The following is a 14,183-nucleotide window of genomic DNA, read 5'->3' on the forward strand; positions in this document are numbered from 1 at the left end:
GGATCAATACTCCTTAAAGCGCAGCGATCAGGGTGTTGAAGATGTCCTGCGCCGTCTTGATGATCTGCGACGAGGCCGTGTAGTACTGCTGGTACTTGATCAGGTTGCTGGCTTCCTCATCGAGCTGCACGCCGGACAACGAGTCGCGGGCGCCGGCAGCCTGAGTCAGAATGACGCCGGTTGCCTGGGTATCCATCTGGCCCTGCTTGGCCTGGGCACCCACACTTTCCACCAGTTTGCCGTAGGCATCGGTGATGCTGATGCCCTTGGTCGAACCGATGTCCATCGTCTGTTTGGTCTGCAGCTCCTGCAGGGACAGTGCATTGCGGTTGTCCGAGGAGCCTGCGCCGGTCAACGATACGGTAAAGCTGTCGCCATTCTTGGGCGAGCCGGCTACATCCATCTCGAAGCTGAATGACTTCTGGACGCCACTGGCGTCATTGATCGGGTTGCCCGAGGCATCGATCATTGGCACATCGAGCTTCAGAGTATTGCTTTGCCCCGGAATGAAGGTGCCGGTGCCAATGCTGTTGCCCCTGGCATCGAAGGCTTCGTAGGTTTGCGGTGAGGTGGTTTCGTCACCGAACACCAGGCGCACCGGGGTGGAATACTTTATCCCGGTTTGCAGCTCCAGACGCTGGGCAGGGTCGGCGATGTCCAGCACCGAGGTCAGGACCGGCTGGGTGATGACCCCGGTACCGGAATTGCCGCTGCCGGACGTGGCGGTCAGCGGTGCGGCCAAGGCCAGCCGTTTGGCGTCGGTGAGCACCACGTCGATTTCTGCCGAGGCATTGCGGGTCGGGGTGATCTTGAAGCTGTCCCCCACTGCAGCGGTACCGCTCTTGAGATCGATGCTGAAACCGTCGATCACCGGTGCCGGGTCGTCGTTGGTGCTATAGGTGCCCATGTCCGTGCCGTCCGGCAGCTTCTTGACCTGGAACTTGTCCGCGGTCGGGCCAACGAACGTCACCTGATAGTCACTGGTGCTCAGCTTGCCGGTATCTCGAATGACCACATTCAGGGCGGCGTCGCCAGCATTGCCAATCTTGGCAGTACTGCGCGCAGACATGGCTTTGTCGCTGTTGATGTCGCCAAACAGAGCAGCGCCGAATTCACCGTTCTTGTCGATACCTTGGCCGAGCTGCGAGTTGATCTGCTGCGACACCACCAGCGCGATACGACCCAGCTCGTTCATGGCCGGCGCCAGGGTTTCACTGCGGTAGCGCAGCAGCCCACCCATTTCACCGCCGGTGATGCTGTTGGTGATATCCATGGTGGTGCTGCCACGATCGAGCTTGATCGCAAACTGCGTAGGGTCGGTGGCGCTTGGTTCAGCGCTCATCTTGTTGGTGGTCTTGCCCAGTACCAGCGACTGGCCGTTCTTCAGGTAGACGTCGATATTGCCGTCACGCTCAACGGTTTGCACGCCCACCAACTCATTGAGCTGCCGCACGGCCTCGTTGCGCTGATCGAGCAGGTCGTTGGGCTGGCCGTTGATCGCAGAAACCTTGGAAATCTGCTCGTTGTACTGCGCGATACTGGAGGTCAGCTCGTTGATCCGGGCGGTCATCGAGCTCAGGTTGCCATTGATGTTGGTGTTCTGCTCCTTGAACTGGGCAGACAGGCTGTTGAAACGATTGGCCAACGCATCGGCATTGCTTAACAACAGCTGGCGGGAAGCATCTTCGGTCGGCTTGTTGGCGGCGCTCTGCAAGGCGGAAAAGAAGTTGGTCAGCGCGCCAGTGATACCGGTGTTGCTGTCAGACAACAAGTTGTTGAGCGGCGTGACCTGATTCAGGTAGGCGGTGCTGTCACTGTTGAGCGAGGTGGCGGTCTGCAACTGTGCATCCAGGAAGGCGTTGTACACCCGGCGCACATCCGCCAGCGTCGTACCGGTGCCCATGAACAACTGGCCTTCCTGGAGCGAGCCTTTGGCACGCTGGATGTTCTGCTGACGGGAGTACCCGGCGACATCGGCGTTGGCGATGTTGTTGCCTGTGGTATGCAGACCCGACTGGGAGGCCGACAATCCCGACATGCCAATGTTGATCAAACTCGCCATGTTTCCATACCCTTAAAGTGGTGTTGTGGTACCGAGCGATGCATAGCTCTCGTACGACTTCATCTGTCTTGCGATCTGCGAGATCTTGCTGGCGTAATTCGGGTCGGTGGCGTACCCGGCCTTTTGCAACTCTTGCACGAACTGTTCTGGCTTATCGGCCGCCTTCACCGCTTCTTGATAGCGGGAATTGTTCTGCAGCAGGCTCACCAGGTCGTGGAAGCTGTCCTGATAGGAATCGTAGGAGCGGAACGCTGCGGTCTCCTTGACGAACTGGCCGTCACGGAACTCGCTGGTGATCGCCCGCGCCGAATCGCCTTCCCAATTGCCCGTGGCCTTGATGCCGAACAGGTTGTGGCTGCTGCTGCCATCGCTGTTGCGCATGACCGACTTGCCCCAGCCGGTTTCCAGGGCGGCCTGGGCCACCAGGTAACGCGGGTCGACACCGATACGCTTGGCGGCTTGTTCGGCCATCGGCAGCATGGTGGCGACGAATGCGTCGCTGTCGGCGAACGCTTTCTTCGGCGCCAAAGGAGGCTGCGCCACGGCACGGCCGGTGATGCGCAGGCCGCGTTCGGGCACGGCGAAGCTTTGCGCCACCTGCTGCCCATCGCGGGCCGGCACGGCGGCGGTATTGGTGGCTGCCGCCGGGTTGACCGCCGAGGGCACGATACCGGCCAGCAAGCGGTCGGTCAGCTTGCCCGGCAACGCCAGGCGCCGTGAATTGAGCGCGGCAACGTCGTTGCGGCTGGCAGCAGACTGCGCGGCATGTACCGGGTCGGCCACCTTGTTGCCCCACAGCGCCGGCGCACTGCCCTCGATACGCGGGAACGGGCTGGTGTTGACCGGCGCGCTCTTGTTCTTCGACAGCTGGCGCACCAGCACGTCCTGCAGGCCGATACCGCCGCCCTCGCGAGACATGCTCACAGCCAGCTGCTGGTCGTACATGTCGCGGTACTGCTTGACCGTCGCGCTGTTCATCGGGTTGTCATCGGCCAGTACATCACTGGCCTTGCGCGAGGCCTTGAGCATTTCGCTGATGAACAGCGACTCGAACTCCTGGGCCACCTTGCGCACGTTGGCGTCGCTGTCGCGATCACCGTGCTTGAGCGAGCTCAGGCGATTGAGGTCGGTGTAGGCGCCGCTGTCGGCCGCGCTGGAAACCAGACTTTTCGAGTTCATGCGTGGCGTCCTCAGATCACGATCAGGTCGGCCTGCAAGGCGCCGGCCTGTTTCAGGGCTTCGAGGATGGCCATCAGGTCGCTGGGCGCTGCGCCGACCTGGTTCACCGCACGGACGATTTCATCCAGCGTGGTGCCCGGGCCGAACTTGAACATCGGCTTTGCTTCCTGTTGCGCGTTGACCCGCGAGCGAGGCACCACAGCCGTCTCGCCATTGGAGAACGGCCCCGGCTGGCTGACGATCGGGTCTTCGGTGATGGTCACGGTGAGGCTGCCGTGGGTCACCGCCGCCGGCGAAACCTTGACGTTCTGGCCGATCACGATGGTGCCGGTACGCGAATTGATGATGACCTTGGCAACGGCCTGGCCCGGGTCGATCTCCAGGTTTTCAAGGATCGACAGGTAGTCCACACGCTGGGTCGGGTCCATCGGCGCACTGACGCGCACCGAACCGCCATCCACGGCCTGGGCGACGCCTGGGCCGAGCAGTTCGTTGACCTTGTCGACGATACGTTTGGCGGTAGTGAAGTCAGGCCGGTTGAGGTTCAGCGTCAGGGTATTGCCCTGGTTGAAACCGCTCGGTACTGCACGCTCCACCGAAGCGCCGCCAGGGATACGACCTGCCGACGGAACGTTGACGGTGATCTTCGAGCCATCGCGGCCTTCGGCATCGAAGCCGCCGACCACCAGGTTGCCCTGGGCGACCGCATAAACGTTGCCGTCGATACCCTTGAGCGGGGTCATCAGCAGGCTGCCGCCGCGCAGGCTCTTGGAGTTGCCGATCGAGGACACGGTAATGTCCACCACCTGGCCCGGCTTGGCGAATGGCGGCAGGTCGGCATGCACCGACACCGCAGCGACGTTTTTCAGCTGCACGTTGCCGGAGCCGGCGGGCACTTTGATGCCGAACTGCGACAGCATGTTGTTGAACGTCTGCAGGGTAAATGGCGTCTGGGTGGTCTGGTCACCCGTGCCGTTAAGCCCCACCACCAGGCCGTAACCGATCAACTGGTTGGAACGCACGCCCGAGATACTGGCGATGTCCTTCAGGCGCTCGGCATGGGCGCCGAACGCACAGGACAGAAGCAAGGTTGCGGCAATCAGTTGCCTGACGTTGAACATGTTCATCCGTACTCAGAAGGGCCAAAGCGGGCTGAGGAAGAAACGGTCCAGCCAACCAGGCTGGCTGGCGTCGGCGAAGGAACCGGTACCCGAATAGGTGATGCGCGCGTCGGCCACACGGGTGGACGGCACTGTGTTGTCGGTGGCGATGTCGTCGGCGCGAATCAGGCCGGCAATGCGCACCAGCTCTTCGCCGGTGTTCAGGGTCATCCACTTCTCGCCGCGCACCGCGATGATGCCGTTGGGCAGCACTTCAGCGACGGTGACGGTGATAGAACCCGTCAGCGTATTGCCTTGGGTGGCCTTGCTGTCGCCCTTGGTGGCACGCTCACCGCTGTAGCCCGCTTCCAGCGACAGATCGCCGCTGCCGAACGGGTTGTTGGTGCTCGGCGTGGCACCGAACAGCGAGGTCAGGCCGATATTGGCGCTGCTGTCCTTCTGGATCTGCGAACCGGCATTCTTGCTGGCCGAGGTGCGTTCGTTGAGCGTGATGGTGATGATGTCACCGACGCGGAACGCCTTGCGGTCGCTGTACAGGTTCTGCTCGAAGCCGGCCTGGTAGATCGAACCGTTGTTGGCCGCTGCCGGCAAAGGGGTGCGCGGCAAAACCGGCGCGTAGTACGGGTCGTTGGGCTTGGCCGTCGGTGCGACGCAACCAGCCAGCAACACCGCCCCCCCCAGGGCGAACAGGGACAACAGACGATTCATGACGCTTACCTCACGGTGTAACAGGGACTTGGGCTTACAGCTGCTGGGTGACGAACGACAGCATCTGGTCGGCGGTGGAGATGACCTTGGAGTTCATCTCGTAGGCGCGCTGAGTGGTGATCATGTTCACCAGCTCTTCCACGGTGCTGACGTTGGAGTTTTCCAGGGTCTGCTGCAGGGTGGTGCCGAAGCCGTTCAGGCCTGGGGTACCGACCTGTGGGGCACCACTTGCAGCGGTTTCCAGGAACAGGTTGTCGCCGATTGCCTGCAGGCCGGCCGGGTTGATGAAGTCGGCGGTCTGGATATTGCCGATCACCTGCGCTGCCGGGTTGCCAGCAGTGGTGATCGACACGGTGCCGTCCTGGCCGACGGTGAAGGTCTGGGCGTCGTTCGGCACGACCACCGCAGGCTCCAGCGCGAAACCATTGGCGGTGACGATCTGGCCGTCGGAGTTCAGGTGGAAGGTACCGTCACGGGTGTACGAAACCGTACCGTCCGGCTGCAGCACCTGGAAGAAACCACGGCCGTTGACCGCCATGTCCAGCGGGTTTTCGGTGGTCTGCAGGCTGCCGGTCTGGAAGTTTTTCTGGGTGCCGACGATGCGTACACCGGTACCGACCTGCAGGCCCGACGGCAGTTCGCTGTCCTGGGTGGACTGCGCGCCTGGCTGGCGTTTGATCTGGTACAGCAGGTCCTGGAATTCGGCGCGGTCACGCTTGAAGCCCGTGGTCGAAACGTTGGCCAGGTTGTTGGAAATGACCGTCAGGTTGGTGTCCTGGGCGGACAGGCCGGTTTTAGCGACCCAAAGAGCCGGAAGCATCAGTATTCTCCTCGTGCGCCTGTTTTACGGCACCCGTTCAAGTGTGGTTAGCCGAGTTGCAAAACACGCGCCATGGCTTCGTCGCCTTCCTTGGCCGCGTTCATCATCTTCACGTGCAGTTCGAATTGGCGAGACAGCGCCAGCACCGACGTCATTTCTTCGACGGCATTGACGTTACTGCCCTCCAGGAAGCCCGACACGACCTTGACGTTGACGTCGGCAGCAGCCGGCTGGCCGCTGGTGGTGTGGATCAGCCCGTCCAGGCCCTTGGTCAGGCCTTTGGTGTCCGGGTTGACCAGCTTGATGCGGTCGACTTCAGCCATCACCCGCGGGTCTTCACCCATGGAGCGGATGCTGATGGTGCCGTCAGCGCCGACTTCGACCTTCTGCTCTGGCGGAATGGCGATCGGCCCGCCGTTGCCGATCACCGGCATGCCATTGCCGGCGCGCAGCACGCCGAGGGCATCGATGTTCAGGCTACCGGTACGCACGTAGGCTTCGCTGCCATCGGGGGCCTGCACGGCAATGAAGCCCTGCCCCGCCACTGCCACGTCCAGGTCACGCCCGGTCTCGACCATGGGCCCTTCACTGAAGTCGGTGGCAGGACGTTCGGTCATGGCAAACGCCCGCGACGGAAAGCTGTCACCAAACACCGGCATCGAGCGCGCCTGCTCCAGGTCACGCTGGAAACCATTGGTGGAAATGTTCGCCAGGTTGTTGGCATGGGCCTTCTGCGCCAGCGCGTTCTGGCTGGCGCCGGTCATGGCCACGTAAAGCATCTTGTCCACAGTCATCCTCCGCTGCACTGGCGATAGCTTGCCGCTCGCCGTTGCTGTGCAGGCACTAAAGCAAGTTCCGAACCAACTTTTTGAAATGATGGAAAAGCCCGTAAATACGGGCTTTTGGGGGAGCTGCCAACCATGAGAACGCCGGTTATCCGGCGCCGGGTTGCCGGTAGCGGCAAAGCAGGTGTCTGCCCCGGCCTCATCGCCGGCAAGCCGGCTCCCACAGGGTTCTGCAGCGCTGCGGATATTGTGGGGGCAAATGTCTTACCCAATTTCTAGAAGTTAACGCAATTCCTGTGGGAGCCGGCTTGCCGGCGATGAGGCCGGTGCAGGCAATCACCGATCGCGGCAACCGCCATTGTTGTAGGGCCCGGCAAAACGCTTCCAGCCATCCCCCGGCGACCATTGCGAGCACACCAGACGCCCATCCACCTGGCTTTCCCAGCGCCACCAGGGCGCAGTACCGGCCTGCGCCTGATACAGGCAGAAGGCAGCGAGCAACGCGACGAGCAACCTTTTCATGAAACACTCCCGCAAAAACGACAAACCCCTTCACGACAAAGGGGTTCGTCTTCACACCATTAACCCGCGACCATCAGGTCATCTGAATGATGGTCTGCATGATGGTGCTTTCGGTGGAGATGGTCTTGGCGTTCGCCTGGTAATTGCTCTGCGCCTTGATCAGCTCGACCAACTCCTGGGTCAGGTTGACGTTCGAAGCCTCCAGCGCATTGGACTCGACGCTACCCAGGGTACCGGTCTTGGGCTCATCGATGCCGGGAAGGCCAGAAGAGAAGGTTTCGGTCCAGCGGGTCCCGCCGATCTGCTGCAAGCCCTGCTCGTTGGCGAAGCTGGCCAGCGCCACCTGGCCAATGGCGCGCGACTGCTGGTTGCTGAAGCTGGCGAACAGCACACCGGTGGAGTCGATGCTCAGGCTCGACAGGATACCGGTGGCGTAGCCATCCTGGGACTGCGACATGCGCGCGGTCTCGGTGTTGTAGGACGTGGTGCTGTTCATCGACAGCTTCATGCCGTCGGCGTTGCCGGCAGCGCCATTGGACGCCCAGTTGCCCGCAGCATCTTCCACTGCCGGCACCCAACCAGTCATGGTGAAGGTGTTGTTGGTCACGGTGAACGATGCACCCGCCGGGTGCCCTGTGTTATCGGCAGTCATGCCGCTGACAGACCCATCGCTGCTGAAACTGATGGTGCCGGTCAGCGGCGTGGTGGAAGCAGGATCGAACGGGTTACGACCGTCGACCAACGTGTACATGGTCCATTCGTTCGTACCGGTCTTGCGGTAGAACTGCTCCATGGTGTGTTCGTTACCCTGGCTGTCGTAGACCTTGGTCGGGAACGATTTGGTGTAGGTCGTCTCGTCAGTAGGGTCGAACGGCAGATTAGGCACCATGGCACCGGTGCCATCATCGATTTCCAGCGGAATGTCGGTGGCCGAAGAATTCAGATTGATGCCTTGGTCAATCAGCGAAGTGGCCTTAGGCTGCAGTGCCGAGGTGTCGATCTGCAGGTCAGACAGCACACCCTTCTGGATCTTGCCATTGGCATCGGCAGCGTAGCCTTGCAGGCGCAGGCCATCAGAGGTGACCACGAAGTTGTTCTTGTCGGCCTGGAAAGCACCGGCACGAGTGTAGACGCGCGAGCCGTTGTCGGACAGGACGAAAAAGCCCTGACCCTGGATACCCATGTCCAGCACGTTACCCGTGTTATTGACGTCACCCTGGGAGAACTGCTGCGAGATCGCCGCCAGACGCACGCCGTTGCCGACCTGGTTCTTGCCCACACCCAGGCGATTGGCGCCGGCATAGACGTCGGCGAACTCGGCACGCGAGGATTTGAAGCCAGTGGTGTTGACGTTGGCGATGTTGTTGCCGGTAACGTCCAGCTGTTTGTTGGCTGCGTACAGACCGCTAAGGCCGATATTGAAAGACATGAATTCGCTCCTGTGCCGCGCTAGCGGGCCTTAGATACCGATGGTTTGTACGTCAGAGAGGGAGACCTTGCCGACGCCTGCAAGGTTGAGCACCATTTCGCCGGTGGCATTGAAGCTGACGCTGGTCACCTTCGCCGGCAGCAGCGTGCTCATCTGCACCGCCTGGCCATCCACAGTGGTGCTGGCGGTGAAGCTGTAGGTGCCCGGGTCGACCTTCTCGCCACTGTCGTTGGTGCCGTCCCAGATGAAGTCGGCATAACCGGCTGCCTGCTCACCCAACTCGATGGTCTTGACGGTGTTGCCGTCCTTGTCCTTGATGGTGATCTTCGCTTCACTGATTGCCTGCGGCACAACGAACTGCGCATTGAAGCTCTGGGTGGTATCGACCACCGCCTTGTCGTTCTGCACTACCACCGAACGGCCGACCAGTGACGAGGCCTGCAGCGCCTGGGACGAGGCCATGGCATTGGTGATACTGCTGACCGATTCGTTCAGGGAGGTGATGCCTTCAAGGCTGCTGAACTGCGCCAACTGGGCCACGAACTCGCCATTTTCCTGCGGATCCAGCGGGTTCTGGTGCTGCATCTGGGTAACCAGCAACTGCAGGAACGCGTCCTTGCCAAGCGCGTCGGTACCGGTCTTGGACGCGGTATCGGTGGCTTTCTTGGCGGTGCCACCGACGCCCGACGCAGTCAGGACATCATTGAGGTTCACACCGCTGGTGCTATCGACTGCCATGGTCTGGATTCCTTATCACTGACCCAAGGTCAGCACTTTCTGCATCATGTTCTTGGCGGTGTTCATCAGCTCGGCGTTGGTCTGGAACGCCCGGCTGGCGGAGATCATGTCAGCCATCTCCTCGACCACATTGACGTTCGGGTAGTAGACGTAACCGTCCTTGTTCGCCGCCGGATGGTTGGGCTCGTAGCGTGCTTCGAGGTTGCTCTGGTCTTCGATGATGCCCTTGACCTGCACACCCTGCCCTGCCTCGCCCTGATCTTCGAACAGCGACTGGCTGCCGCCGGCCTGCGCATTCTGGAAGGTGGTGGCAAACACCGGGTGCCGCGCGCGGTAGGTCTGGTCGATGCTCGACGAAACGGTCTCGGCGTTGGCGATGTTGGAAGCAACGGTGTTGAGGCGGGTGTTCTGCGCACTCATGCCGCTACCGGCAATGTTGAAAACACTGGACAGGGACATGGTCATTCTCCGCGCAGGGCCGATACCAGCCCTTTGAATTTACTGTTGAGCAGGGTAAAGCTGGCCTGGAAGCCAATGGCGTTTTCCGTGTAGTTCGATTGCTCGATCTGGGCGTCCACGGTGTTCTGGTCGATCGACGGCTGCGTCGGCGTGCGGTACTGCAGTGTGTCGTCGGCCATTGCCAGGCCTTCGGCCTCGATGTGGCGGCTGTTGGTACGGTCCATGGCAAAGCGACCACCGCTCTGCTGCTTCTGGCTTTCGGCGGCGAGCACCGAAGAGAAGTCCATGTCACGCGCCTTGTAATTGGGCGTGTCAGCGTTGGCGATGTTGTTGGCCAGCACTTCGGCGCGCTGGGCGCGGAAGCCCAGTGCCTTTTCATGGATGCCAAGCGCCTTGTCGAAACTGATGCTCATGTCGGGGAAACCTTCGAAGGTTGACCGGAATATCGTTGGCCAAGCTATAGCAAGGGCTGTGCCAATGTTTTGAAAGGCCGGAAACATTGGGCTGGAGCAGGGATGGCTGATGGCGCGATGCCAGAAAAGCGGCAAAAGGCTTCCGCCTGGAGAAGGGAAAGCGGCAATTGCCGGGCGGCAAAAGCGGCAAAACAAAAAATTGACGTCAAGCGGCGTGAGTGGCGACGGGGTGCAAAAGGCCTGCTTTTAGAGTGCGTTTTTTGAGATCGAACGCCGCGCTGGCGGCGCTCGATGTCAGGCTTCCCAAAACAGCCCGCAACCCATCACTTGGCCTGGTAAATGATCCCCGGGCTGCACTGCACCATCTGGTAATGGTCCGGCAAACCATTGAGCGCCTCGGAGGCACCGAGGAAAAGATACCCACCCGGCTTCAGTGTGCTGTGAATACGCAGCAAGATGTCTTTCTTCACCTGTGCCGAGAAATAGATCAACACATTCCGGCAAAACACGATGTCGAACTTGCCCAGCGCGGCATAGCTATCGAGCAGGTTGAACGAGCGGAACTCGACCCGGCTGCGAATGGCCGGTTTCACCGCCCAGCGCCCCGGCCCCTTGGTGTCGAAGTAACGCTGCAAGCGCTCCTGGGACAGGCCACGGGCGATCGCCAGGCTGTCGTACTCGCCGGTCTTGCAGTTGTTCAGCATCGAACCGGACAGGTCGGTGGCAACGATCTGCGCACCCATCTTCAACTGGCCCAGGTTGCTGCGCTCGAACTCATCGATGGCCATCGAAATGGAGTACGGCTCCTGGCCCGACGAGCAGGCCGCCGACCACATGCGCAGGCGCTGGCCGGGGTTGTTCTTGATGAACTCGGGAATGACCTTGTTCTTCAGCACTTCGAATGGGTAGGTATCGCGAAACCACAAGGTTTCGTTGGTGGTCATCGCATCCACCACCTGCTCGCGCAAGCCGCCACGCGGCTGAGCCTGGATGCGCTGCACCAGCTCACCCAGGCTCTTGATGCCCTGCTGCTCCATCAGCTTGTTCAGACGGCTGGAGACCAAGTACTGCTTGTTCTCACCCAGCAGGATGCCACAGGCTTTCTCCAGGAATACCCGGAACTGTTCGAAATCCAAATTACCCGTAGACACTACTGCGGCCTCTTTTCAATCACAGATACCGGGAGTCGCCTCCCGGCTACTTCAATGCGTTGCCTTGATCCGGTCGACCACGCGCTGGGCCAGGTCGTCCGGCTTGAACTTGGCCAGGAAGTCATCGGCACCGACCTTCTTGACCATCGCCTGGTTGAACACCCCAGACAACGAAGTATGCAGACAGATATGCAGTTTTTGCATGCGCGGGTCACTGCGGATCTCGGCCGTCAGCGTATAGCCGTCCATCTCTGGCATCTCGATGTCCGAAATCATCATCAGGAACTCTTCTTCCGGCCGCTTGCCCTCGTCCACCAGCTTGCGCAGGTAGTCCAGGGCCTGGCGCCCATCATTGAGCGCCACCACCTCGACACCGACCGTCTGCAGGCAGCGGCTGACCTGCTTGCGCGCCACCGACGAATCATCGACGGTCAGCACACGCAGCAGTACAGCCTTGTCCTGCGTATCGGCATCGACCACACCGGCTGACACCGACTCGGACGACGGCGCCACCTCGGCCAGCACCTTTTCCACGTCGATGATTTCAACCATGCGGTTGTCCACCCGGGTGACCGCAGTCAGGTAGTGATCGCGGCCGGTGCCCTTGGGTGGCGGGTGGATCTCTTCCCAGTTCATGTTGACGATGCGCTCGACCGAATGCACCAGAAAACCTTGGGTCTTGGTGTTGTACTCGGTGATGATCACGAAGCTGTTGCGAGTCTCTTCCTTCAGCCCGGGCAAGCCGGTGGCCATCGACAGGTCGAGAATCGGAATGGTCGCCCCACGAATGTTGGCTACACCACGTACCACAGGATGGGACTTGGGCAGCACGGTCAGCTCAGGGCATTGCAGCACCTCGCGGACCTTGAATACGTTGATGCCGTAAAGCTGCGCGCCGTTGAGGCGGAACAGCAGCAATTCCAGGCGATTCTGCCCAACCAGCTGTGTGCGCTGGTTGACTGAATCCATAACCCCCGCCATGCCTGACTCCTTTTTCTTTCTGCCATTTCGTAGCCACTCTTACAGCGAGTCGGCACGGGCTTTGCTTTTTTGAGCGTCATGTACACGAAAACGACAATTTTCCGACGACTGACGCACCTGCTGAGCGGCTCGCTGGCTGCGCTGTGCCTGCTGGCACCCGGCGCTCGCACGCTGGCGGACGCGGTTACCTTGCCTGAACAGCTTATCGGTGTCACCCAAGGGTTTCTTGAATTCACCGTAGAGGATTACCTGGCCACGACCCAGACGGCAGGCCGCTATGAGATACAGGTCAACTCGCTCGACCCACGGCTGCGCATGCCCCTGTGCAGCCAGCAACTGGACGCCTCGCTGGAAAGCCCGGCGCAGCCACTGGGGCGTGTAACGGTACGTGTACGCTGCAACGGCGCCGCGCCGTGGACCGTCTTCGTACCGGCAACAGTGCGGCTGTTCCGCGATGTGGTGGTGGTTACCCGCCCGCTGAAGCGCCAGAATATCGTTGCCGAAGGTGACGTGGCCCTGCGCGAACGTGACGTTGGCACCCTCACCCAAGGCTTTCTCACCGATCTCGACCAGGCGGTTGGCATGAAGATGCTGCGCCCCACAGTGATCGACCAGGTCCTGACCCCGCAGCACCTGGAGCAGGCCGAAGTGATACGCAAGGGTGATCATGTGGTGATCATCGCCCGCAGCGGCAGCCTCGCCGTACGCATGCCCGGCGAGGCCCTAAGCAAGGGTGGCCAGGGCGAACAGATCCGGGTGCGCAACCTGAATTCGCAGCGGGTAGTGAAGGCCCGTGTCACGGCCCCCGGCCAAGTGGAGGTCGCCATGTAGATTGGGCTGGCGGTGTACAACCGCTTTTCCTAAACTGTGTCAGAACGGGTTCGCGGGCTTGCCGACAGGCGGCTAAGCATTTGTGCCTAAAGTTTCTTTCGGGATGGCCGAAAACATGGCAAGCGTCCAAATACCCAGGGGTTTCTGATCATGGTCATCGACTTCAGTCGTTTGAATAACTCTCCGTCCATCACGGGCGGCGTTCGCGGCAATGCCGCGCCCGGCAACGCCGACAAGTCCGGCGAAACCAACGCGCCGAAAAGCGCAAGCGCCAGCGGAGAAGCGGTACACCTCAGCCAAGAGGCCCAGCAGTTGCAAAAGGTCAGCGACAAGCTGCGCGACCAGCCCGTTGTCGACAATGCCCGCGTGGCACAGTTGAAACAGGCGATCGCAGATGGCAGCTACCAGGTCGATGCCGGCCGGGTCGCAAGCAAACTGCTCGATTTCGAAGCCCAGCGCTGACCGTTCGGCGCGCTGACTTCACGGACGCTAAAAAAGCCAAGAGTTAGCCATGCACGACATCACATTGCTGCAACTGATCGAAGACGACATCGCCCCTACCCAGGAACTGCTCGACCTGCTTCAGCAGGAGGCAGTCGCCCTGCACGGGCGCGATATGGCGCCGCTGGAGGGCATCCTGGCCCGCAAGCAGTCGCTGATCGTTCTGCTCGAGCAGCAAGGCATCCGCCGCCATAACCTGCTCACCAGCCTCGGCCTCAGCGCCGACCGCGCCGGGGTGCAGGCCGTCGCTGCACAGTCGCCAAACGGTGAAGTGATCATGCAACAACTCAACGTGCTGACCGAGTTGATGGAAACCTGTCAGAAGGTCAACGAGACCAATGGCAGGATCGTTCAGGTACAACAGCACGTCACGGCCAACCAGATCAGAATCCTCATGGGCGGCGATTCTCCGTCGCTCTACGACAGCCGTGGCGCCACCTCGCCATTGGCCAAGCCCCGGGCGCTCAGCCAAGTGTGATTAGT

At 61.0% G+C, this 14,183-nt stretch carries 17 protein-coding genes; 4 read left to right on the forward strand and 13 right to left on the reverse strand.

Annotated elements, in window-relative coordinates; translation table 11 throughout:
* Positions 1-13: 13 nt before the first annotated feature.
* The 11 genes from flgK to flgB form a co-directional block, all read right to left on the reverse strand.
* Complete coding sequence (gene flgK / locus JET17_RS18895) at positions 14-2,062, reverse strand: flagellar hook-associated protein FlgK (RefSeq protein ID WP_012315552.1); 2,049 nt, start codon at positions 2,060-2,062, stop codon at positions 14-16.
* A 12-nt stretch (positions 2,063-2,074) separates the two neighbouring features.
* Positions 2,075-3,241: a flagellar assembly peptidoglycan hydrolase FlgJ gene (flgJ, locus tag JET17_RS18900; RefSeq protein WP_012315553.1), complete on the reverse strand. Its 1,167-nt coding sequence runs from the start codon at positions 3,239-3,241 to the stop codon at positions 2,075-2,077.
* Between the two features lie 11 nt (positions 3,242-3,252).
* Positions 3,253-4,362, reverse strand: a complete 1,110-nt coding sequence (locus tag JET17_RS18905) for a flagellar basal body P-ring protein FlgI (RefSeq protein WP_012315554.1) — start codon at positions 4,360-4,362, stop codon at positions 3,253-3,255.
* Between the two features lie 12 nt (positions 4,363-4,374).
* Positions 4,375-5,070, reverse strand: a complete 696-nt coding sequence (flgH, locus tag JET17_RS18910; protein WP_012315555.1) for a flagellar basal body L-ring protein FlgH — start codon at positions 5,068-5,070, stop codon at positions 4,375-4,377.
* 34 nt (positions 5,071-5,104) lie between these two features.
* The gene (gene flgG, locus JET17_RS18915) at positions 5,105-5,890 is read right to left on the reverse strand and encodes a flagellar basal-body rod protein FlgG (RefSeq protein WP_012315556.1); all 786 of its coding nucleotides are present in this window, start codon (positions 5,888-5,890) and stop codon (positions 5,105-5,107) included.
* A gap of 47 nt (positions 5,891-5,937) precedes the next feature.
* A complete protein-coding gene (gene flgF, locus JET17_RS18920) occupies positions 5,938-6,678 on the reverse strand; it encodes a flagellar basal-body rod protein FlgF (RefSeq protein WP_042111635.1) in 741 nt (246 codons plus the stop codon).
* A 333-nt stretch (positions 6,679-7,011) separates the two neighbouring features.
* Complete coding sequence (locus JET17_RS18925) at positions 7,012-7,197, reverse strand: hypothetical protein (protein WP_012315558.1); 186 nt, start codon at positions 7,195-7,197, stop codon at positions 7,012-7,014.
* A gap of 73 nt (positions 7,198-7,270) precedes the next feature.
* Positions 7,271-8,626: a flagellar hook protein FlgE gene (gene flgE / locus JET17_RS18930; protein ID WP_012315559.1), complete on the reverse strand. Its 1,356-nt coding sequence runs from the start codon at positions 8,624-8,626 to the stop codon at positions 7,271-7,273.
* A gap of 30 nt (positions 8,627-8,656) precedes the next feature.
* Positions 8,657-9,364, reverse strand: a complete 708-nt coding sequence (gene flgD / locus JET17_RS18935; RefSeq protein ID WP_012315560.1) for a flagellar hook assembly protein FlgD — start codon at positions 9,362-9,364, stop codon at positions 8,657-8,659.
* A 15-nt stretch (positions 9,365-9,379) separates the two neighbouring features.
* Positions 9,380-9,823, reverse strand: coding sequence for a flagellar basal body rod protein FlgC (flgC, locus tag JET17_RS18940; protein ID WP_012315561.1), 444 nt, complete (start codon positions 9,821-9,823; stop codon positions 9,380-9,382).
* A gap of 2 nt (positions 9,824-9,825) precedes the next feature.
* On the reverse strand, positions 9,826-10,236 hold the full coding sequence (gene flgB / locus JET17_RS18945) for a flagellar basal body rod protein FlgB (protein ID WP_012315562.1): 411 nt from the start codon (positions 10,234-10,236) through the stop codon (positions 9,826-9,828).
* Positions 10,237-10,338: 102 nt separating this feature from the next.
* Here flgB and JET17_RS18950 point away from each other — a divergent pair, with 102 nt between their 5' ends.
* A complete protein-coding gene (locus JET17_RS18950) occupies positions 10,339-10,500 on the forward strand; it encodes a hypothetical protein (protein WP_190273313.1) in 162 nt (53 codons plus the stop codon).
* A 59-nt stretch (positions 10,501-10,559) separates the two neighbouring features.
* Here JET17_RS18950 and cheR read toward each other — a convergent pair whose 3' ends face one another.
* Both cheR and JET17_RS18960 read right to left on the reverse strand, forming a co-directional pair.
* Positions 10,560-11,387, reverse strand: a complete 828-nt coding sequence (gene cheR / locus JET17_RS18955) for a protein-glutamate O-methyltransferase CheR (RefSeq protein WP_012315563.1) — start codon at positions 11,385-11,387, stop codon at positions 10,560-10,562.
* A gap of 51 nt (positions 11,388-11,438) precedes the next feature.
* Positions 11,439-12,368: a chemotaxis protein CheV gene (locus JET17_RS18960; RefSeq protein WP_012315564.1), complete on the reverse strand. Its 930-nt coding sequence runs from the start codon at positions 12,366-12,368 to the stop codon at positions 11,439-11,441.
* 78 nt (positions 12,369-12,446) lie between these two features.
* Between JET17_RS18960 and flgA the strand changes: the two genes are divergently transcribed.
* From flgA to JET17_RS18975, 3 genes are all read left to right on the forward strand, one after another.
* Positions 12,447-13,199: a flagellar basal body P-ring formation chaperone FlgA gene (gene flgA, locus JET17_RS18965; protein WP_012315565.1), complete on the forward strand. Its 753-nt coding sequence runs from the start codon at positions 12,447-12,449 to the stop codon at positions 13,197-13,199.
* Between the two features lie 150 nt (positions 13,200-13,349).
* Complete coding sequence (gene flgM, locus JET17_RS18970) at positions 13,350-13,661, forward strand: flagellar biosynthesis anti-sigma factor FlgM (protein WP_012315566.1); 312 nt, start codon at positions 13,350-13,352, stop codon at positions 13,659-13,661.
* Positions 13,662-13,710: 49 nt separating this feature from the next.
* The gene (locus JET17_RS18975) at positions 13,711-14,178 is read left to right on the forward strand and encodes a flagella synthesis protein FlgN (RefSeq protein ID WP_012315567.1); all 468 of its coding nucleotides are present in this window, start codon (positions 13,711-13,713) and stop codon (positions 14,176-14,178) included.
* Positions 14,179-14,183: the final 5 nt, after the last annotated feature.

It is taken from the genome of Pseudomonas putida (assembly GCF_016406145.1).
GTDB lineage: Bacteria > Pseudomonadota > Gammaproteobacteria > Pseudomonadales > Pseudomonadaceae > Aquipseudomonas > Aquipseudomonas putida_E.